Source organism: Winogradskyella sp., assembly GCF_025210595.1.
Lineage (GTDB): Bacteria > Bacteroidota > Bacteroidia > Flavobacteriales > Flavobacteriaceae > Winogradskyella.
Genome location: NZ_JAOARH010000087.1, coordinates 1 through 22,344 on the forward strand (window position 1 = coordinate 1; position 22,344 = coordinate 22,344).

General features: G+C 31.5%; 15 protein-coding genes. 9 read left to right on the forward strand and 6 right to left on the reverse strand.

Annotated elements, in window-relative coordinates:
* Nucleotides 1-1,493: 1,493 nt before the first annotated feature.
* Nucleotides 1,494-3,941: a T9SS type A sorting domain-containing protein gene (locus N4A42_RS09215; protein WP_294073162.1), complete on the forward strand. Its 2,448-nt coding sequence runs from the start codon at nucleotides 1,494-1,496 to the stop codon at nucleotides 3,939-3,941.
* A gap of 64 nt (nucleotides 3,942-4,005) precedes the next feature.
* Here N4A42_RS09215 and N4A42_RS09220 read toward each other — a convergent pair whose 3' ends face one another.
* On the reverse strand, nucleotides 4,006-6,051 hold the full coding sequence (locus N4A42_RS09220; RefSeq protein WP_294073164.1) for an HDIG domain-containing metalloprotein: 2,046 nt from the start codon (nucleotides 6,049-6,051) through the stop codon (nucleotides 4,006-4,008).
* Between the two features lie 113 nt (nucleotides 6,052-6,164).
* Between N4A42_RS09220 and N4A42_RS09225 the strand changes: the two genes are divergently transcribed.
* Both N4A42_RS09225 and N4A42_RS09230 read left to right on the forward strand, forming a co-directional pair.
* On the forward strand, nucleotides 6,165-7,343 hold the full coding sequence (locus N4A42_RS09225) for an acetyl-CoA C-acyltransferase (RefSeq protein ID WP_294073166.1): 1,179 nt from the start codon (nucleotides 6,165-6,167) through the stop codon (nucleotides 7,341-7,343).
* A 9-nt stretch (nucleotides 7,344-7,352) separates the two neighbouring features.
* Nucleotides 7,353-8,102, forward strand: coding sequence for a C40 family peptidase (locus tag N4A42_RS09230; protein WP_294073168.1), 750 nt, complete (start codon nucleotides 7,353-7,355; stop codon nucleotides 8,100-8,102).
* A 54-nt stretch (nucleotides 8,103-8,156) separates the two neighbouring features.
* On the opposite strand, the gene N4A42_RS09235 is transcribed toward N4A42_RS09230, so the two are convergent.
* Nucleotides 8,157-9,443, reverse strand: coding sequence for a tetratricopeptide repeat protein (locus N4A42_RS09235; RefSeq protein WP_294073170.1), 1,287 nt, complete (start codon nucleotides 9,441-9,443; stop codon nucleotides 8,157-8,159).
* 28 nt (nucleotides 9,444-9,471) lie between these two features.
* The gene (gyrA, locus tag N4A42_RS09240) at nucleotides 9,472-12,000 is read right to left on the reverse strand and encodes a DNA gyrase subunit A (RefSeq protein ID WP_294073172.1); all 2,529 of its coding nucleotides are present in this window, start codon (nucleotides 11,998-12,000) and stop codon (nucleotides 9,472-9,474) included.
* A 262-nt stretch (nucleotides 12,001-12,262) separates the two neighbouring features.
* On the opposite strand from gyrA, the gene N4A42_RS09245 reads away from it, so the two are divergent.
* The gene (locus N4A42_RS09245; protein ID WP_294073174.1) at nucleotides 12,263-14,815 is read left to right on the forward strand and encodes an ATP-dependent Clp protease ATP-binding subunit; all 2,553 of its coding nucleotides are present in this window, start codon (nucleotides 12,263-12,265) and stop codon (nucleotides 14,813-14,815) included.
* A gap of 80 nt (nucleotides 14,816-14,895) precedes the next feature.
* Nucleotides 14,896-15,267, forward strand: a complete 372-nt coding sequence (locus tag N4A42_RS09250; RefSeq protein ID WP_294073176.1) for a hypothetical protein — start codon at nucleotides 14,896-14,898, stop codon at nucleotides 15,265-15,267.
* An 11-nt stretch (nucleotides 15,268-15,278) separates the two neighbouring features.
* On the opposite strand, the gene hutH is transcribed toward N4A42_RS09250, so the two are convergent.
* Nucleotides 15,279-16,814, reverse strand: a complete 1,536-nt coding sequence (gene hutH / locus N4A42_RS09255; RefSeq protein WP_294073178.1) for a histidine ammonia-lyase — start codon at nucleotides 16,812-16,814, stop codon at nucleotides 15,279-15,281.
* Nucleotides 16,815-16,821: 7 nt separating this feature from the next.
* Complete coding sequence (locus N4A42_RS09260; protein WP_294073180.1) at nucleotides 16,822-18,384, reverse strand: NAD(P)H-hydrate dehydratase; 1,563 nt, start codon at nucleotides 18,382-18,384, stop codon at nucleotides 16,822-16,824.
* A 94-nt stretch (nucleotides 18,385-18,478) separates the two neighbouring features.
* Between N4A42_RS09260 and N4A42_RS09265 the strand changes: the two genes are divergently transcribed.
* Nucleotides 18,479-18,997, forward strand: coding sequence for a GNAT family N-acetyltransferase (locus N4A42_RS09265; RefSeq protein ID WP_294073182.1), 519 nt, complete (start codon nucleotides 18,479-18,481; stop codon nucleotides 18,995-18,997).
* 102 nt (nucleotides 18,998-19,099) lie between these two features.
* Nucleotides 19,100-20,191, forward strand: coding sequence for a T9SS type A sorting domain-containing protein (locus N4A42_RS09270; protein ID WP_294073184.1), 1,092 nt, complete (start codon nucleotides 19,100-19,102; stop codon nucleotides 20,189-20,191).
* A 54-nt stretch (nucleotides 20,192-20,245) separates the two neighbouring features.
* Here N4A42_RS09270 and holA read toward each other — a convergent pair whose 3' ends face one another.
* Nucleotides 20,246-21,253 carry a DNA polymerase III subunit delta gene (holA, locus tag N4A42_RS09275; protein WP_294073186.1) on the reverse strand — a complete coding sequence of 336 codons (1,008 nt, stop codon included), beginning with the start codon at nucleotides 21,251-21,253 and terminating at the stop codon, nucleotides 20,246-20,248.
* A gap of 132 nt (nucleotides 21,254-21,385) precedes the next feature.
* Here holA and N4A42_RS09280 point away from each other — a divergent pair, with 132 nt between their 5' ends.
* Nucleotides 21,386-21,838, forward strand: a complete 453-nt coding sequence (locus N4A42_RS09280; protein WP_294073188.1) for a type I restriction enzyme HsdR N-terminal domain-containing protein — start codon at nucleotides 21,386-21,388, stop codon at nucleotides 21,836-21,838.
* Nucleotides 21,839-22,344, forward strand: a 506-nt coding sequence (locus tag N4A42_RS09285; protein ID WP_294073191.1) for a glycosyltransferase, incomplete at its 3' end; no start/stop codon positions are given.

Below are 22,344 nucleotides of genomic sequence, written 5' to 3' on the forward strand. Positions count from 1 at the left end.
ATCCTGTCGCGATCACAAAAAGCCTTACTAGAAATAGTGAGGCTTTTTTGTTTTGTATATTATTTGTTATTTTTAATCAAAAATTTATAGAACTGAAACTATAAGATCAACTTTATCAAAACTATCTCAAGTATTTTGTATCACATAAAATATTCCCAGAGCATAAAATATCATTATCGTAATCCTTAAAATTTGCTTTTATAAACAAAACATTATTTGAGCTCGAGTCTAAATTAGTAAATACACCTCCATCATTTCTGTAAAGTTAAATTTGATTTACACCAGTAGCAAAACTAAGCTAACAAGAACCTACGGTTTAAAGCTTAGGAAAATTGTATTAGGAAAATTAATATGATCTAAATATATTGCTTGCGATGATGCTTGCGAATAAGCCTAAAAACCGAAAATGATATACGCTAAAAGTTTGCGATATAAACACTACATGGCTTCAAAGTAAATACCCAAAGATATATTAGGCAATCCAATAAAGTTGTAGCTCTAACAGATATATTGGTTTTTGTATCAACACTTACTTTTAAACTCTCTGCTGTTATGTTAGTTTCTGTTATTGTTCATAAACTAATTCTGTACTCATTTCCGGCGATTAACTAAAGCCCTATAGAATATAAACCTAGAATTTGAAGCTTGAGAAGACTAGTATCATTTTTCATAGCGTTTTTCCACTATTAACATTAGCATCAATATAAGCTAGCCATAGGTTTCCGCTAAATAGATATTTTAAACAAATAAATACCCACAATACAAATCTATTGGGTTATAAGAATTGGACGTTTCTGTATCAGGTACTAATTGTACTTACATACATAGGAAAGTACATGCCAAAAATCTAATAAAATGAAATACTCCTCATTTTTTATATTTAATAATTAACTATACAAAACTGTGCTTATTTTATTTAACCTAATTATGTAATTATAAATTAATAGATATTAAACACAAAACATATACGAGTACGTTATCTTAAATATTCGTATTGTAAGGGTTAATTCAATAACTTAACATAACTAACGATTTATAAAAATGAGCTCCAAACATAAACGACTTTCTCTTACAGAAAGAATAAATATTGAGACACTTATTAATAAAGGAAAATTACAAGCTATTAACTAATCTGATTATTATGATGTTGCCCAATTTGTAAGGTAAATTACACAGTTTTTAATTACAAAAGACAGCAACAACTTAGTTCTAAGATCTCGTTTCCTATGCAGCTTAATGACAACTAAGTGACAACATTATTTTGGTTAAAAAACAATCATAATCTTAAATTTGTAAGGTTTTTATTAAACAAAGTAAAAACCAACTCTAAAAACAACATAAAACATTGATTAAGTTACACTTACATACAAAAAAAAGTTAACTAAAAAGATACAATTCATCTATATTTTATTTACCTTTAACTTAACATTACGTTATTTCATCTAAAAATAACGTCGTTTCGTCTATTTTTTTTGAACATTAAAAAAACTATTATGAAAAACCCTCTATTCCTCTCAAATAGTTTTAAAGACTTGCTTTCTTTAAAACTAAAAACACGTTTAAACTATTTCATTGTTTTTATTGCGGTCTTATTTTCGTCATTAACAAATGCTCAACAAAATCAAAATGTTGTTATCGACTCAGATTCACCTTACCTAATTAACAATCAAGTTTTAGGAAGAAATCTAATTGGAGGAGACACCATTTTTATAGATTCAGAAAGAGTAAATCCTATAAAATTTGAATTTATAGAAGGTAATATCACAACACCTATCGTTATTATTAACAAAAATGGACAAGTTAAAATTGATGGCATTAGCAATAATTCTTGGGGTGCTTTAACTTTTGAAAATTGTAAGTACATAAAGTTAAGCGGTAAAGGTCACCCTGGGTTTAAATATGGATTTGAGCTTTCTGCATTAGAAAGTGGATTATCTTTTACAGAATTAAGTTCTGATTGTGAAGCCGAAAATATTAAGATAAGTCATAATGGCTTTTTTGGTATTTATGCCAAGAAAGATTACAACGGAAACCCACCTATTCCACATCCTATCTTTGAAAACTTAATTATACATGATTGTTTTATTGAAAATGTATCGGAAGGTATGTATATAGGTGAAACTAAATCATCAGGAATGGAGTTTAAACATCTTAAAGTTTATAATAATATAGTACGAAATACGCTTAGAGAATCAATTCAAATTGCAAATGCTGTTGAGGATGTTGAAATTTACAACAACACTCTAATTAACTCTGGCTTAGAAGAAGAAAGTTATCATATGAATGTTCTACAAATTGGCGACAATTCAGTAGCCTTAGTTTATAATAACATTTTAATAGATGCACCTGATTACGGAATCATTAATTTCGGAAAAGGCAATGTATCTATTTACAATAATTATATAGCAAATAATAAAGGGATTTTTAGTGACAATAGACTTTTTTCAGATACTTTAATGATAGATGAAATAAAAGATAATTATTTTAGATCTCTAACAGGTAACGAAGTCATTAGAAACATGAATGAGAAGAATGATTTTTTTGCTTCAAATAATGTTTTTGACATAAACATTCCTTTTTATAGAGATTTAAATGGTGTTGACAACGAAACTCTATCAAATAACCTTTTTAGTACTGTTTCCGAGATACAATTTACAGATCCAACTACAAATGATTATTCATTAAGCAGTAATAATATAAGTGAATATTTAGGTTTAGGTGCACCTGGTGGCCCTGAGCTTTTACCTTATGATGACCCTGCAACAACACCAGTTCAATTAATTATAACATCTGATATGGTTAATGACGAAGTAGTTGGTGGAAGTGTATATCCACCACTATATATGTTTGACGAACAATTAACTGATATTGAAGCAAATGAACATCCTATTAGTGAATCTTGGAAACCCTATTATTTTATGGACGAAGATTCTTATCATACAACTGTAGATTTAGGTGATGATTATCACATCTCTGAAATCAACCTCCATGATATGCATAACACACATGAGTTTACAATTGAATATCATAACGGTACTGATTGGGTAAACTTAATAACAGATCCTTGTGATAAATATAATGTTTGGGTAAGTCATGAAACAGATATAACAGCCAGACACTTAAGATTTTCAATGTACAATAGCCCTTATGCATCTGTAAATGAGGTTATAATATATGGTTATCCTATAATAAAAGAACCTCAACAAATTCAAATAACCCCTTCAATGGTTACAGATTTAGTAAATGGTGGTAGTATAAACTCCCCATTGTATTTATTTGATGAACAGTTTACTGATATTGAAGCAAATGAACACCCTATTAGCGAGTCTTGGAAACCTTATTATATCATGGCAGAGAATTCCTATCACACAACTGTAGATTTAGGTAATGATTATCACATCTCTGAAATCAACCTCCATGATATGCATAACACACATGAGTTTGCAATTGAATACCATAACGGTACTGATTGGGTAAACTTAATAACAGATCCTTGTGATAAATATAACGTTTGGGTAAGTCATGAAACAGATGTAACAACCAATCTTTTAAGGTTTTCAATGTACAACAGCCCTTATGCATCTATAAATGAAATTATGATCTTTGGAAACATAACAAATAATCAAAATAGAAGTACGCAAGAAATAAATAATATTAAATCAGTTGAAAAAAGTGAAGTTCAAAAGCTTTATCTATTTCCTAATCCTGTTAATGATATTTTAAACATAAAAATTCCTAACACATCAAATACTGATTACCAAAACATAAAGATTATTAACACCTTAGGTAAAGTAATTTATAATAAAGAGTTTAATAGTTCTAACACAATTTCAACACTTCAATTAGATACCAATCAACTTGAAATAAGTTCTGGATTTTACGCTCTGCTTTACAAAGATGATAAAGGTTTACAAGAAACCCTGAAATTCTATAAAAAATAACTGAATGTAATTCAATTTTAAACAAAAAATCCCTATCAGCAATTGATAGGGATTTTTTATTTGATCATTCAGGATATTCAATGCGTAGATGATAAATGTTAGCAAGCTTATGCTTTAGAACTTTTTTTATAGATTGAATCTCTTTAAAAGTAATATTAGCATTTAAAAACTGACCACTTTCCATTTGCTTATTAATAATATTTTCTACAAAATCATTAATCTTAGTTGTTGTTGGCTCTTTTAAACTTTTTGATGCTGCTTCAACACTATCACACATCATTAATATTGCAGTTTCTTTACTAAAAGGCTTTGGTCCTGGATATGAAAAGTCTTCAATTTTCACCTCTTCATTCTCCGCCTTTTCTTTCATGTAAAAGTAATAGACAACACTGGTTCCATGATGTGTTCTAATAAAATCAACAACTCTATCTGGTAAGTTATATTTTTTAGCTATTTCTATTCCATTTAAAACATGGTCTATAATAACTTTAGCACTCTCTTGACTAGATAGCTCGTCATGAGGGTTTATACCATTACTTTGATTTTCGGTAAAATACGTAGGGTTTTTCATTTTACCAATATCATGATACAAGGCTCCTACCCTAACTAACATCGCATTAGCTCCAATTTCATTAGCAGATGCTTCTGCTAAATTAGCTACATTTAATGAGTGGTGAAAAGAACCAGGCGCCTTGTTAGAAAGCTCTTTTAGAAGTTTAGCATTAGTATCTGATAATTCTAAAAGCGACACATCTGAAACCAACCCAAAAATCTTTTCATAAATATAAATTAAAGGCTGTACAAACAAAGTTGCTAAACCACAGAGAATAAATAATCCAAAAGTTTCCCATTTAAGACTTGTTATTTGTCCTTCGTGAATTACAAAAAAAGCAAAATACGCTATTATATATATTAAAGTGATTTGCCCAACAGAAATAAAAAGGTTAGCGCGTTTATATAATTCCGATACGGTTAAAATCGTTACAATACCAGCAATAATTTGCAAAAACATATACTCATAACTATTAGGAACAATAAATCCTAAAAGCAACACTGTTAATACATGTGCAAACAATCCTAATCTAGCATCAAAAAATGCTTTTAACACCAATGGTAATACACATAATGGAACAACGTATATATATTGTGAATTAAAATTTATAACCAAAGTAGTCAGCAATATCATTATGGCAATATTGAAAAATATAAACGTAACCTTTGTATTGTTCTGAAACACTTCCATTCTATATTTCTGCAAAAACAAAAGAAGCATTAATAGTGCTAATGCCACTAGTAAAGTATAAGCAACAAGTACCCAATTATAATTAGCCGTATTCCATACTTGCGATTCGTATTCAGATTTTAAAGAATTTAATATGTTATACTCCTCATCTTCTACAACTTGCCCCTTAGATATTATTAATTGATCTATATCTATGCTTCCTCGTGTAAGAGAAATTTGAGACAATTGCTCTTCAAGTGTTTTCTTAGTTAAATTTTCATTGAGTGTTACATTGGGCTTAATAATGTCAAAAAATAGAGAAATCATTCTATTTTTTTTCTCAGATGACATTGTTGTACCTAAGTAATCCTCTAAACGTGTTCTTAATTGATTAATTTCAATTAAATTCTTGTATTCTATTCTTTTTTCAACAGTATTATCAGAAGAAACCAAAACAACAGATTTGTCTTCTGCATACGAATAATCTGTATCTAAAATACCATTATCATATAATTTAGAAATTATAGAATTCCCTTTTTTAAATAGAATAGCATTTGTAGAACTAGAGTCTATAAAAGATTCATTAAATTTTTCGGTATAGCTTTGTTTTACTTGTTTTTGGGTACTTAAATCTATATCAAAATATACAGACGCATCGTTTTCAATTCCTAGCTGTTCTTTTTCTATTTCGTCTTTAGATTTTTTTATCGCGAAATTAAAAGGCGCATACAAATTTTCAGATTGCCAAGGTTTTCCTTTTTCAAAAGAATACCTAAACTTCCCTGTTTTAGGAAACAAATAAACAATAAACAGTGTGGTTACCAAGAACAAAAGTATCTTATATACTAAAGCATGATTTTTGTACCATTTATTTAGAAGTTCTTTCATATAAAATCAAATGTAACAAATATTAAAATTTTAGGTCGCTATATTCAATAATACATTCCAAAATATCTCAAAAAATCATTAATTTCGCATGAAATAATTAAAATTGAATTATAATGAACAAGGATGTAGTTATCGTATCTGCCGTTAGAACACCAATAGGTAGTTTTTTAGGAAGTTTATCTAGCGTACCAGCACCAAGATTGGGAGCTGCTGCCATAAAAGGAGCATTAGATAAAATTAATTTAAAGCCAGAAATGGTAGATGAAGTATTAATGGGAAATGTTGTGCAAGCTGGCACTGGTCAAGCTCCTGCAAGACAAGCAGCAATATATGCTGGTATCCCAGACTCAGTTCCTTGTACAACTATAAATAAAGTTTGTTCTTCTGGTATGAAAGCTGTAATGCAAGCTGCGCAAGCTATTAGCCTTGGTGATGCAGATATTATGGTAGCTGGTGGAATGGAAAACATGAGTGCTATTCCTCATTATTATCATGCAAGAAGTGCAACAAAGTTTGGGCCTGCAACGTTAGAAGATGGCATGCAAAAAGATGGTTTAGTTGATGCTTACAATCAACAGGCTATGGGTGTTTGTGCAGATGCTTGTGCTACAGAATATGAATTCTCTAGAGAAGATCAAGATGCATTTGCTATTCAATCTTATGAAAGATCTGCAAAGGCGTGGGAAGCTGGGAAATTTGACGATGAAGTAATTCCTGTAGAAGTTCCTCAAAGAAGAGGTGAACCAGTTGTGGTTTCTAAAGATCAAGAGTATACTAACGTAAAAATGGAAAAGATTCCTGTACTACGTGCTGCTTTTACAAAAGAAGGAACGGTTACTGCTGCTAACGCTTCTACTATTAATGATGGAGCTGCTGCAATGGTATTAATGAGTAAAGATAAAGCTGAAGAATTAGGATTAACTCCTCTTGTAACTATAAAAGGTTATGCAGATGCTGCGCAGGAGCCTAAATGGTTTACAACCGCACCTGCAAAAGCATTACCAAAAGCTTTAGCAAAAGCTAATGTAGAATTAGATGATGTAGATTATTTTGAATTTAATGAAGCGTTTTCAGTTGTAGGTTTAGCTAACATGAAAATTTTAGGATTAACTAGCGATAATGTTAACGTTAATGGAGGAGCTGTATCATTAGGTCACCCATTAGGATGTTCTGGTGCTAGAATTTTGGTTACACTAATTAATGTATTACAACAAAACGATGCAAAAATAGGTGCAGCTGCAATATGTAATGGTGGTGGCGGAGCCTCAGCGATGGTATTAGAACGCGCTTAAATTTCTTATATGCAATACGGAATTTGCAATCTAGGGATTGTACCTATACGACTTGAGCCTGCTGATACTAGTGAAATGGTAACTCAGGCTTTATATGGTGACGTTTTTAAAGTTTTAGAACAACGAAAAAAATGGAGTCGTATTCGTTTTGCTTATGATAAATATGAAGGTTGGATTGATAACAAACAATATTTTGAGGTTGAAAAAGAACAATACAATCAACTAATAGAATCTAACATTTGCTTATCTAAAGATTTAATTGAATTTGTAGCAGACGCAAACAATGATCTTTATCCAATTCCATTAGGTTCTAATCTTAATTGTTTAGAACTTTTTAAACAAAGTTTTGACGGCAATAAGATTACATCAAAAAATGGAAAAGCCAATATTATAAAAACTTCATTTCTGTACCTTAATGCTCCATATTTATGGGGAGGAAAAACCCCCTTTGGTATTGATTGCTCTGGGTTTACACAAATGGTCTATAAGCTTAATGGCTATAAATTATTACGTGACGCCTCTCAACAAGCTACTCAAGGAATTGCTTTGAGTTTTATTGAAGAAAGTGAACCTGGTGATTTAGCATTTTTTGACAATTCTGAAGGTATAATAACACATGTAGGAATAATATTAAAAGACAATTATATTATTCACGCACATGGTAAAGTGAGGATAGATCGCTTAGATCACAGTGGTATTTTTAACATCGATAAAAAGACCCATACTCACAGGCTTAGAGTTATTAAAAAGATAATTTAAAAAAAAATGCGACTTTATATAAAGTCGCATTTTTTTAATCTCTTGAAAATAATCTTAATTACCAGCTTCTATTTGCTTAGCTTTTTCTTTATTAGATTTATACTTTTCTGTTTCACCCAAAGCACTGTAAATATTTGCTAATTGATTATAAATATCAGCATTTTTCATATTTTGGTTGTTTGATATGAATTTTTCTAAAATTTCAGCACCAGTCTTAAACAATTCACTTTTTTGAGATCTTAATTCATCATATCTCTTATTATCTGCTGCAGAATTTCCTAAAGAATTCATTTCATCATTCATTGCATTTCCTTTATCAACTTCTAAGAAAGATAAATTTAATGCAGCATTAGCATAATCAGGTTTAAGGCTTAATGCTTGAGCAAATGCCGTTTTAGCAACATCATACTGCTTAACTTCCATTGCTGTAATACCTACATTATAATTTAAATCTGGGTTATTAGGCTCTCTCTTAAGCGCTTCCTTAAATAACTTAAAAGCTCTTTCATTATTTCCTACCTTAATTTGCACAGAAGCTTCGGTTAAAACCAAGCTATTATCATCAGGGAATTCATCTCTAGCATCTTTTATTGCTGCTAAAGCTTTCTCATTATTTCCCTGTGACACATATATAAATGCAATGTTTTTAACAATGTTGGCGCGTTTAGATTCTTCCATTCTATTCTCAGGTTTAACATGCGTCTTTAAAGTTTTAATGGCAAAATCTCTATTAGCTTCATTTGGGAAGAATTCTTCGCCTCCAGACTCCTTATTAGTAGCAACATAATTCATTTTTATACCTGTAAAACCTAAATTCTTAAGTTTAACAAAATGTTTTAAAGAAGTTTCATAATCATTATTCTGAGCAGCTAGTAATGCCGCATTGTATAAATAGACTGTATCCTTTGGAGATATTTTATATATATTCTCATATGCTTTAGAAGCTACAGCCAGATTTTTATTATTAAATGCTTCATTTGCTTTCTGCAAAAAAGAATTATAAATTTCTGTTTTCATTTTATTAGCTTGCTCTGTATATCTAAGCTTCCCTATAGATGATTCATGATTTTTTAACTCACCTAAAGTAGCTATTGCCATATCTACATCCTTATCGGTTCCAGCACCATTAGCATAAAGCGCCTTAGCTTTAAGAAAATAAAACTTAGCTTTCATTTTATCATCCATATTGCCCATCAATGCTTCAGCTGCAGAAACTGCAGATTTAGCATTTGCAAAATTTGAAATTTTAAGTGCTTTTTCAATTGCTTTTATTTCATTCTTTTGAGCAAAAGACATTGTAGATACTGCAAGTACAAGCACTAATGTCATTAAATTTTTCATTTTGTAATAATAATTTGTGTTGTTAATTTTAGTTTTCAGTTTCATTAGTATCAAGAGCCGTGCCATCTTCACTTTGCTCTTGATTATTAGTTATATCCATTTCTTCAGTTTCACCCTCATCATCTTTCATTACTTTAGCAACAGCTGCAATAGAATCTTTTCCTTTTAAATTAATAAGCTTTACACCTTGAGTTGCTCTTCCCATTACACGAAGATCTGCTACCTCCATTCTTATAGCTATACCAGACTTATTAATAATCATTAAATCATCATCATCTGTTACATTCTTTATAGATACTAAGTTACCTGTTTTATCAGTAATAGAAATAGTCTTTACACCTTTTCCCCCTCTATTGGTAATTCTATAATCATCTAAACTTGAACGCTTTCCGTAACCATTTTCAGATACTACCAAGATATTACTTTCCATATCGTTTACTGCAATCATTCCAATAACCTCATCATTTTCATGACCAAGTGTTATACCTCTTACACCTGAAGCATTTCTACCCATAGGTCTCGTTTTAGCCTCTTCAAATCGAATAGCCTTACCAGACTTAAGTGCTAACATTACCTGACTTTCGCCAGTAGTTAGTTTAGCTTCTAATAAAGTATCATCTTCTTTAATGGTTATAGCATTAATGCCATTAGTACGAGGTCTCGAATATTGCTCTAAAGATGTTTTCTTAACTTGACCTTTTTTGGTTGCCATGATGACATAATGACTGTTAATGTATGCTTCATCTTTAAGATCTTGCGTACATATAAATGCCATTACCTTATCATCTTGTTCTATATTAATAAGGTTTTGTATAGCTCTACCCTTTGATGTTTTTGATCCTTCTGGTATTTCATAAACACGCATCCAGAAACATTTTCCTTTTTGCGTAAAGAATAACATGTACTGATGGTTTGTACCAACAAATAAATGCTCTAAGAAATCTTCATTACGTGTTGTTGAAGCTTTTTGACCAACTCCACCTCTATTTTGAGTTTTATATTCTGTTAAAGAAGTTCGTTTTATATAACCTGCATGAGAAATAGTAATCACTACTTTCTCATTTGGTATCATATCCTCAATACTAAGATCTCCACCTGCATATTCAATTACTGAACGACGCTCATCACCATACTTATCTCTAATAACTTCTAATTCAGTTTTAATGATATCCATTCTACGATCTTTCTTATCTAGGATATCTTTAAGATCTTCAATAGTCTTCATTAACTCCTCATACTCAGCTCTTAACTTATCTTGCTCTAGACCAGTTAACTGACGTAGACGCATCTCTACAATAGCTTTTGCTTGAATTTCAGTCAGCTCAAAACGCTCTATCAATTTAGCTCTAGCTTCTTCTGCATTAGAAGATGCTCTAATAAGCGCAATAACTTCATCAATATTATCGGAAGCAATTATTAAACCTTCTAATATATGAGCGCGTTCTTCTGCTTTACGTAATTCGTATTGTGTACGTCTTATAACTACCTCGTGTCTGTGCTCTACGAAGTAATGTATTAACTCTTTTAAATTAAGAAGCTGAGGACGACCTTTTACTAATGCAATATTATTTACACTAAAAGAAGATTGTAAAGCCGTATACTTATATAATTTATTAAGTACTATATTAGGAATAGCATCGCGTTTTAATACATAGACAATACGCATTCCTTTTCTATCAGACTCGTCACGTATTGTAGATATACCTTCAAGCTTTTTATCATTAACCAAGTCTGCAGTCTTTTTAATCATGTCTGCTTTGTTAACTTGGTATGGAATTTCATTAACTATAATACATTCTCTTCCATTAACTTCTTCAATATTAGCCTTACCTCGCATTACAATACGTCCACGACCTGTATGGAATGCTTCTTTTACACCATCATAACCATAAATAGTTCCACCTGTAGGAAAATCTGGCGCTTTAATATGTTGCATTAATTCATCAACCTCTATATCATTGTTGTCTATATAGGCAATAGTTCCATTAACAACTTCTGTTAGGTTATGAGGTGGCATATTGGTTGCCATACCAACTGCAATACCAGAAGCACCATTAACTAATAGACCTGGTATACGTGTTGGCAATACAGTAGGCTCTTCTAACGTATCATCAAAATTTAGTTTATGATCTACAGTTTCTTTATCAATATCTGCAAGCATTTCTTCCGAAATCTTCTGCATTCTGGCTTCAGTATAACGCATTGCTGCAGGACTATCACCATCTACAGAACCAAAGTTACCTTGCCCATCAACTAACATATAACGCAAACTCCATTCTTGAGCCATACGCACCATAGTGTCATAAACCGATGTATCTCCGTGTGGGTGATATTTACCTAAGACTTCACCAACAATTCTTGCTGATTTTTTATGAGCTGTATTGGCTCTAACACCTAGCTCGTGCATACCATAAAGCACACGTCTATGAACTGGCTTTAAACCATCTCTTACATCTGGTAACGCACGTGACACTATGACTGACATTGAGTAATCAATGTAAGCCGATTTCATTTCATCTTCAATGTTAATCGGAATGAGTTTTTCTCCTTCTGCCATATATAAAATTAATTAGATTTTTTGTAGGTTTTCAAAACGTGCTAATATAACCATTTTAGTAGTGTTTAAAGAGAATTAAAAAGCCATTTTTAAGAGTTTTTATTAACAATTTTTAATATCTTTTTCGTTAATAAGTATCTAAGAATTTGCTTTGATTTAAAAAGCTTTTTTAGTCTATTCGTTTACGCATTTTATTTAAGGTATGATTTTTGACTATTAGATAATATGTTTTTACTATTTTTAATGCAGAAAGGAATTTACTATGGACGATAATTTTTCCCCAAGAGTTAAAGATGTTATAGCTTTTAGCAAAGAAGAAGCTTTACGCCTAGGTCATGATTTCATTGGTACCGAACATTTAATGTTAGGTCTTTTAAGAGATGGCAGTGGCAAAGCTATTGATATTCTTAGCACATTAGATGTAGACTTAAATCATTTAAGACGTAAAGTTGAGATATTAAGTCCAGCAAATCCTAATATTACTACAACATCTAACGAAAAAAAGAATCTGCACTTAACAAGGCAAGCAGAACGTGCTTTAAAAACTACTTTTTTAGAAGCTAAGTTATTTCAAAGTACATCTATAAATACAGCACATTTATTGCTGTGTATATTAAGAAATGAAAATGACCCAACAACCAAGTTATTAAATAAACTCAGAGTTGATTATGATAACGTAAAAGAAGAATTTAAATCTATGATTACAAGCGAAGATGATTATATAGACGAACCAAGAGCAGAATCTTACTCAGATGATGATGTCAATGAAGAAGATGGAGCTAAACAAAACCCATTTGGTGGCAGTTCATCTAGTAAAACAAATAAAAAATCTAAAACACCAGTTTTAGATAATTTTGGTAGAGACTTAACTATACTTGCAGAAGAAGGAAAGTTAGATCCTGTTGTAGGTAGAGAAAAAGAAATACAACGTGTCTCTCAAATACTAAGCAGGCGTAAAAAGAACAATCCTTTATTAATTGGTGAACCTGGTGTTGGTAAATCTGCCATTGCAGAAGGTTTAGCCTTAAGAATTGTTAAACGTAAAGTATCACGTACACTTTTCAACAAACGCGTTGTTACTTTAGATTTAGCAAGTTTAGTTGCCGGAACCAAGTATAGAGGTCAGTTTGAAGAACGCATGAAAGCTGTTATGAACGAGCTCGAAAAGAATGATGACATTATTCTCTTTATTGATGAGATTCATACTATTGTTGGAGCTGGAGGAGCTACAGGAAGTTTAGACGCTTCAAACATGTTTAAACCAGCATTAGCAAGAGGCGAAATTCAATGCATTGGCGCTACAACATTAGATGAGTACAGACAATATATTGAAAAAGATGGCGCGTTAGAGCGTCGTTTCCAGAAAGTAATTGTTGAACCTACTACTGTTGAAGAAACCATTGAGATTTTAAACAACATTAAATCTAAATACGAAGAACATCATAATGTTGATTACACAGATGAAGCTATTGAAGCTTGTGTAAAGTTAACAAATAGATACATGACAGAGCGTTTCTTACCAGACAAAGCTATTGATGCGTTAGACGAAGCTGGTTCTCGTGTACACATTACTAATATTGATGTTCCTAAACAAATACTAGAATTAGAGAAAAAACTTGAAGAAGTTAAAGAAACTAAAAACAGTGTTGTTAAGAAACAGAAATACGAAGAAGCTGCCAAGCTTAGAGATGACGAAAAACGCTTAGAAAAAGAACTGGCCTCTGCACAAGAAAAATGGGAAGAAGAAACTAAACAGCATAGAGAAGTTGTTACAGAAGATAATGTTGCAGATGTCATTTCTATGATGACAGGTATTCCTGTAAATAAAATTGCACAAACCGAACTTAATAAACTTGCACAATTACCAGATCTAATTAAAGGTAAAGTTATTGGTCAAGATAATGCTGTAGCAAAAGTTGTAAAAGCAATTCAACGTAATAGAGCTGGTCTTAAAGATCCCAACAAACCAATTGGTTCATTTATTTTCTTAGGTCAAACAGGTGTTGGTAAAACCCAATTAGCAAAAGTATTAGCAAACGAACTGTTTGATAGTAATGAAGCTTTGGTAAGAATAGATATGAGTGAGTATATGGAAAAATTTGCTGTATCTAGATTAATTGGCGCACCTCCCGGTTATGTTGGTTACGAAGAAGGCGGTCAGCTTACCGAAAAGATTAGACGCAAACCTTATGCTGTTGTGCTTTTAGATGAAATTGAAAAAGCACATCCTGATGTATTTAATATGCTTTTACAAGTGTTAGATGATGGATACTTAACAGATAGCTTAGGTCGCAAAATTGACTTTAGAAATACAATTATTATCATGACTTCAAACATTGGTGCTCGTAAACTAAAAGATTTTGGCACAGGTGTTGGTTTTGGCACTTCTGCCAAAGAAGCTCAAGAGTCTGATTATGCTAAGGCAATTATAGAAAATGCGCTTAAAAAAGCATTTGCACCAGAATTTCTTAATAGAATTGATGATGTTATAGTATTTAATGCTCTAGAAAAAGATGATATCAATAAAATTATTGATATTGAATTAGTAAAGCTAATTTCTAGAATTAAAGATTTAGGCTACGATCTAAAACTTACAGATGAAGCTAAAGCATATATTGCTGACAAAGGATTTGACAAGCAATATGGCGCAAGACCTTTAAACAGAGCTATTCAGAAGTATGTAGAAGATGTTCTTGCAGAAGAGATTATAAATGCTAAAATCCAAGAAGGAGATACAATTACTATGGATTTAGACACTAAAAATGATATCTTAAAAATTAAAGTAAAAAGCTCTGATAAAGCAACAGAATCATAACATAATTAAACTAACATGATAAAACTCATTTATTATAAATGAGTTTTTTTTTACTTTAAGCTTTATTTAAACTATTAGTCATGAAAGATTCCCTAACTTTTGACTTTTGTGATATGATGATTTATGATAATTATATCGTCACTATCATAAAAGAAGGTGTAAATATTACACCAGATCATAACGAAATTCTTGAAGAAGTTGCTATAATGTATTTTACAGATAAGCCTTTTGTATATATCAGTCATAGAATTAACTCATATTCAGTTGATCCAAAAATTTATTTTAAAACGACCAACGTCAAAAACTTAAAAGGTTTTGCAGTTGTCTCTAACAACTATCAGGCAAAAGTTAATGCTGAAATAGAACAAATGTTTTTTGCAAAACCTTTTGAAATTTTTGAAAATATAGATGAAGCTATAGATTGGGCAAATGAGCTTACAAAAAAGAATTAATCTATACTTTCTTAATGCTTTTCAACACCATAATTATTTAAAAACAACTCTTCCACCTCAATATCTACGTCCTTTAAAAACTGAATAGATGCCTCAATATCTTCATGTAAAAACTGATCTTCTTTTATAAAAGGTACTACCTTTCTGTAATGCTCTAAAAATGACTCTAGTAATGGTGACGTTTTCGCAGGTCTTCTAAATTCAATAGCCTGAGAAGCATTCATTAATTCAATAGCTATAACACGCTCTACATTTCTAATTAAACGATAAGCTTGTGTAGCTGCATTAGCTCCCATACTTACATGGTCTTCTTGACCATTGCTAGATACAATACTATCAATACTAGCAGGTGTTGCCAATTGCTTATTAGCACTTACAATACTTGCTGCTGTGTATTGTGGAATCATAAAACCAGAGTTTAAACCTGGATTATCAACCAAGAATGCTGGTAGTCCACGTAATCCTGATACTAACTGAAAAATTCTTCGTTCTGAGATATTTCCTATCTCTGCCATAGCTATTTTTAAATAATCTAAAGCCAAAGCCAAAGGCTGTCCGTGGAAGTTTCCACCAGAAATTATTAAATCTTCTTCACTAAAAATATTAGGATTATCTGTTACTGCATTAATCTCAGTTAAAATAACTTTCTCTACAAAATCTAGAGTATCTTTAGTTGCTCCATGTACTTGAGGTATACAACGAAAAGAATAAGGATCTTGCACATGCTCTTTTTCTCTAGTGATTAATTCACTTCCTTCTAATATTTCATTGAATCGTTTTGCTACTTTTCTTTGACCTGGATGAGGCCTTACATCATGCACTAAATCATGAAAAGGATCTAACCTACCATCAAAGGCTTCTAATGAAATTGCAGCAATTATATCTGCCATATATGATGTTTTATGAGACATTAAAAGCAAGTACACTCCATAAGAGCTCATAAATTGAGTTCCATTTAATAGCGCTAATCCTTCTTTAGCTTCAAGCTGAATAGGTTCCCAATTAAACTTTTTCAAAAGTTCTGAAGCTTCATAATTTTCACCCTCATGCACTACGCTTCCTTTTCCTAAAAGCGGTAAAGCCAAATGCGCCAAAGGTGCTAAATCACCAGATGCACCTAAAGACCCTTGAGTATATACAAAAGGAAAAATATCATGATTAAAAAAATCTATAAGTCGCTCTACCGTTTTTAATTGAACACCACTATGTCCATAACTTAAAGACTGAATCTTTAAAAGCAGCATTACCTTTACAATAGATTCCGGAACGCGATCTCCTGTTCCGCACGCATGAGACATTACCAAATTTTCCTGAAGCTTGGTTAAATCGTTATCAGAAATTTTCACATTATATAAAGAACCAAAACCTGTATTAATACCATACATTGGTTTTTTACTATCTACTAATTTGTTATTAAGGTAGCTCTTACATGTTTCTATTTTTTTTATTGATTCTTCTGAAAGTTTTAACTTCTTTTTTTCATTAAATATATTGTATATCGTAACTATATCTAAAGTATCTGAAGAAATAATATGATAGTTATCCATAATGTTTTTATTGTGCTTGCTGCTGTTGTTTTTCTTGTTGCTGTTCTTGTTCTGGTTGCTGAAATAAATCGATATAAGCTGCACCAATAGTCTCAATTATATGTGAAGCCATTAAGCTCTGATAGCCATAATCTTCTAAAGAAATATCTGCTGATTTTCCGTGAAGATAAATACCGAAAATAGTAGCTGCGAGCGGTTCGTAACCTTGCGCTATTAAACCTGTAATAATTCCTGTGAGCACATCACCACTTCCTGCAGTTGCCATTCCTGGATTACCTGTGGTATTAACATATAATTTATCTCCAAAAACGGTAATAGTATTTGCTCCCTTTATTACAACAATGATTTTATAATTTTTAGAAAATGCTTTTACTTTTTTAAGCTTATCAAAATCGTCAGTCCACTTCCCTACTAAACGTTCTAATTCTTTAGGATGAGGTGTTAATACTGTTTGCTCTGGCAGCAACTCTAAAAGTGTTTTTTTCTGAGATAAAATATTTAGCCCATCAGCATCAATTACTAAAGGTGTTTTATTGTTTTTTAAAAATGCTTCCAAAGCTTTAGTAGTTTCCTCTGCAGTTCCCAATCCTACTCCAATGCCTATAACGCTTGGCTCTATATCAAAATCAATATTGCTAATAAGGTTTTCTTCAGTATCTGTAATCACCATAGCTTCAGGTAATGAAGACTGCAAACTATGATAACCACATTTAGGTACATAAGCGGTAACCAAACCAGCACCAGAACTCAAAGCAGCTCTACTTGCTAAATTTACAGCACCTATTTTTCCATAGCTACCTCCAATAATTAGCGCATGACCAAAATTTCCTTTATGAGCAAACTTATCTCGTGGTTTATAAATAGGTAAAACTTCATATTTAGCAATAAGTTCAACTTCAGTAGATGTTTGCATTAAATATGCTCTATCAATACCTATATCTAAAGCCTCCCACTGTACTGTATATTTAGCTGTTTCAGGCAAGAAAAAAACTAGTTTTGGAGACTGAAAACTAATGGTATAATTTGCATGTACAACGGCATTTTCATCTTCAACAGCTTTGTCTGTATATAATCCGGACGGAATATCTACAGAAAGTGTAAATGCTTTAGAAGCTCTCCATCGTTGAAATAATTCTTGCACCCAATCATTTGGCGGACGGTTAAGCCCAATTCCAAAAACTGCATCTACAATAATGTCTCGTTCTTCAATAACAATATCTGAATAATCACCACCACAACTAAGCATCTTTGGCCAGTCTTTGGTAACATCTTTAATTCTATCGTAATTAATTAAGAAATCTTTAGAACGCTTATCGCTACAATTAACAATATAAGTAATTACATTATAGCCATGCGTTATTAAATGCCTTGCCAATACAAGACCATCACCTCCATTATTACCAATACCACAAAACACATGTATAGGCACTTGTGCTCCTTGCATACGCATATGAATCCAATTGAATATTTGGGTTCCTGCACGTTCCATAAGATCTGTTGAGGAAATATTTTGCCTTTCGGTTGTTAACCTATCACCTTCGTAAATTTGTTCTTTTGAAAATATTTTCATCTAAAAATTCTGTATATTGAATGCTATATTTTGTTTGTAAAAATAACATATTCCATGTCAAATGAATAACAATTTTCTTAGATAACTTATAAGTGTGAAAAAAATATTTGAGACCAAAAGACTATATATAAAATCTGTTGCTACAGAAGATGCTCCATTTATATTAGAACTTATGAATACACCCAAATGGATTGAATTTATAGGTGATAGAAATGTAACTACAGAAAAAGGTGCAGAAGCGTATATACAAGAGAAAGCCTTACCGCAATTTGAAAAATTTGGATACGGAAACAACGTAATTTTCTTAAAAGAAAACCACAAGAAAATTGGCACTTGTGGAGTATATCATAGAGAAGGTAAATCTGAACCAGATATCGGATTTGCATTTTTACCAAACTTCGAAGGCAAAGGTTATGCTTTTGAAGCAAACACAGAATTAATTAAGTATATGAGAAATGTACACGAGTTGACTGAACTTAGCGCATATACTTTAGAAGAAAATTTAAGATCTAGAAAGCTATTAGAACGTTTAGGATTTAAGCTAATTGGTGTAGGAACTTTACCACCTACAAACGAAGAGTTATTACATTACCATCGTCTTTTAGATGTTTAAAACATTATCAATAATCACAGTTTACCCTAAATAATTGTGGCTTATATCTTTTTTAACTACTTAATTTCTAGAATAATTACATTTGAACATCATTTAGCACCTATGAAAAGATTAGTCCAATTCTTCATTGTTTTATTATCCTTAACCTTAGTTACTAATGCACAGCAATTTACATTAGAAACCACACTAGATGCAACAGTAAATGAAACTTCAGGATTATTGTACCTCAACAACACTTTAATTACACATAACGATAGCGCAAATACCAATGAGTTATTTGACATAGATGTTTCCACAGGAATTGTTACAAGAACAGTAACTATTACCAATGCAACAAATGTAGATTGGGAAGATTTAACCCATGATGATACTTATATTTATGTTGGAGACTTTGGAAACTACCAAGGAGACCGAACCGATTTAAAAGTCTATAGAATTGCTATAACGGATTATTTTAATAACACTGAAGTTACAGCAGATATAATTCACTATAGCTACAGTGATCAAACTGATTTTACAACAAGTCCATTTGCTACAAATTTTGATGCTGAAAGCTTAATTCATTTCAATAATAAACTATACATTTTTACCAGAAATTGGGTAGATGGCAACACCAATATTTACGAACTACCAAAAACACCAGGCACACATAGCATTTCTAATATAGATGCTGTCACAGCAGGCGGCTTGGTTTCTGGTGCAACATTTAACGCATTAAGTAATACTATTGTTATAACAGGTTTTGATACCAATGGTGCTTTTTTAATAGAATTAACAGGGTTTAATTCTGGTTTATTTTCTAACGGAACAGTTACAAAAACTTCAATAGCTGTTCCTGAAAATTATTCATTTCAAATTGAAGCTATTTATCCAATCAGTGCAGATGAATACTATATCACAGCAGAAGGAAATAGCGGATTACTGTCTGCGCTATATAGCTTTAATACATCTACCTTGTCTGTTTCTAAAGCAAATACCAAAAGCATATCTTTTTTTCCTAATCCTACCACAAATAGGATTACTTTAAATCAAGATAACCTGAAAACAAAAATCTACGATATCCTAGGGAAATTAGTGAAAACATCTACTAAAAAACAAATAGATATATCGGATTTAAAATCTGGAATTTATTTAATTAAAATTGAAGATTCTTCAAACAAGAACTCAATAACAAAACGGTTGATTGTTCAGTAATATACTGATGTCTAAATGAATTCAGTATTGCAACTATTTAAGAATTCACAAAGTCTAACCCAAAATCCTGACCAATAACTCTTTAAGCAAATCACCTTGAGGAACTGCATTTGCACCAACACCTTTGCTTTTTACATCAAACTCTCGAAGCAAAGCTATTACAGCACTTACTTTCTTCATAGGATAGTTACGAGCAGCTGTTAAATATTCATTTACAAAGTAAGGATTAACCCTTAAGGCAGAAGCCACACTTCTTGGATTTTTATCAGTCATTCCGTGCAAATGCAATAACTGCGAAAAGAAATTAAACAATAATGCTACTGTAACAACCATAGGATTATCCTTAGGATTATCAGCAAAATACTTCGCAATTTGATGCGCTTTTACAATATTACGTTCACCAACAGCCTTACGTAATTCAAAATTATTGAAGTCTTTACTTATACCTATATTTTCTTCGATATGCTCTGGTGTTATCTGAGTACCTTTAGGAAGTACAATTTTTAATTTATCGAGCTCATTATTCACTTTACTCAAATCCGTACCCAAAAATTCAACAAGCATCTGCGCTGCTTTTGGAGAAATATCATAGCCTTGCCCTTTTAAAACGCGTCTAATCCAATCTGGCACCTGATTATCGTATAGCTTTTTACTTTCAAAAACTACACTACCACTTTTATTTATAGCTTTATAAAGCGCTTTACGCTTATCTAGTTTTTTATACTTGTAGTTTACAACCAAAACCGTAGTTGGCTGAGGATTTTCGGCATAAGATGCCAATTTTTCAATCGTTCTACTAAGATCCTGAGCTTCTTTAACAATAACCACTTGTCGCTCAGCCATCATTGGATAACGCTTGGCATTACTTACAATATCATCTACAGACACATCTCTACCATAAAGCACCATTTGGTTAAAACCTTTCTCTGCTTCGTCTAAAATATTATTTTCAATAAAATCTGAAATCTTATCAATATAATAAGCCTCCTCACCCATTAAAAAATAAATAGGCTTAATATCTCCTTTTTTTATTGCAGCAACTAATTGTTTTACTTCGTCCAAAGCTTAAAAAATTCAATGACTAAATTCAAAATCCCAATAATTAAATGAAAATAAATAATTTTAGATTTAGGGATTTGAAAATTGTGTTTTGTAGTATTCTCCTTTAAATTTGATAAAATTTTAAGCAATACAGTGTTTCAAGAGCTCAACTTTCCAAAGTTTGAATACCGATTCAAAAGTACAGAAAATAAAGTTTCTATTTTTGATGTCATTCGGAAAAAATTCATCATTCTTCAACCCGAGGAATGGGTTCGTCAACACTGTGTGCATTATCTTATTAACGAAAAGAAATATCCTAAATCTTTAATTAATGTTGAAAAAGAATTAACCATCAATGGCTTAAAAAAACGTTACGATATTGTTGTTTTTAATCCTAATGGCAGCATCTATTTAATTGTAGAATGTAAATCTCACTCTATAAAAATAGATCAAAAAACTTTTGACCAAATTGCACGTTATAACCTAACCTTAAATGCAGAGTACTTAATGGTAACTAATGGTATTAATCATTATTATTGCCAAATGGATACTGAAGCAGAACGTTATACGTTTTTAAAAGATATTCCTGATTACACCACATTGTAAATGTACAGCACAAAAGACATAGCCATTGTTATTTTAAACTGGAATGGTAAAGCACTACTTCAGCAGTTTTTACCATCTGTAATACAGTATTCAGAAAACGCAGCGGTATATGTTGCCGACAATGCATCTACTGATGATTCTGTTCAATATGTCTCAGAACATTTTCCATCAGTTAAAATTATTAAAAATACCGAAAATGGTGGCTATGCCAAAGGTTACAACGATGCTCTAAAAAAAGTTAAAGCACCTCTACTCTGTTTATTGAATAGCGATATTGAAGTAACTAAAAATTGGCTGCAACCTATTGTAAACGAATTTAACACTGACGAAAAAACAGCAATAATTCAACCCAAGATTTTAGACCGCAAAAAGAAATCGCATTTTGAATATGCTGGAGCAGCAGGCGGATTTATAGATAAATATGGATACCCTTTTTGTCGTGGTCGTATTTTTGACACTATTGAAGAAGATACAGGTCAATACAATGATACTATTGAAATTTTATG

What these genes read in the sequence shown, in the direction of transcription:
- N4A42_RS09220 (WP_294073164.1), bottom strand. Translation starts at nt 6,051, where the DNA reads ATGAAAGAACTTCTAAATAAATGGTACAAAAATCATGCTTTAGTATAT.
- N4A42_RS09260 (WP_294073180.1), bottom strand. Translation starts at nt 18,384, where the DNA reads ATGAAAATATTTTCAAAAGAACAAATTTACGAAGGTGATAGGTTAACA.
- N4A42_RS09230 (WP_294073168.1), top strand. Translation starts at nt 7,353, where the DNA reads ATGCAATACGGAATTTGCAATCTAGGGATTGTACCTATACGACTTGAG.
- N4A42_RS09225 (WP_294073166.1), top strand. Translation starts at nt 6,165, where the DNA reads ATGAACAAGGATGTAGTTATCGTATCTGCCGTTAGAACACCAATAGGT.
- gyrA (WP_294073172.1), bottom strand. Translation starts at nt 12,000, where the DNA reads ATGGCAGAAGGAGAAAAACTCATTCCGATTAACATTGAAGATGAAATG.
- N4A42_RS09250 (WP_294073176.1), top strand. Translation starts at nt 14,896, where the DNA reads ATGAAAGATTCCCTAACTTTTGACTTTTGTGATATGATGATTTATGAT.
- hutH (WP_294073178.1), bottom strand. Translation starts at nt 16,814, where the DNA reads ATGGATAACTATCATATTATTTCTTCAGATACTTTAGATATAGTTACG.
- N4A42_RS09215 (WP_294073162.1), top strand. Translation starts at nt 1,494, where the DNA reads ATGAAAAACCCTCTATTCCTCTCAAATAGTTTTAAAGACTTGCTTTCT.
- N4A42_RS09235 (WP_294073170.1), bottom strand. Translation starts at nt 9,443, where the DNA reads ATGAAAAATTTAATGACATTAGTGCTTGTACTTGCAGTATCTACAATG.
- N4A42_RS09270 (WP_294073184.1), top strand. Translation starts at nt 19,100, where the DNA reads ATGAAAAGATTAGTCCAATTCTTCATTGTTTTATTATCCTTAACCTTA.
- N4A42_RS09245 (WP_294073174.1), top strand. Translation starts at nt 12,263, where the DNA reads ATGGACGATAATTTTTCCCCAAGAGTTAAAGATGTTATAGCTTTTAGC.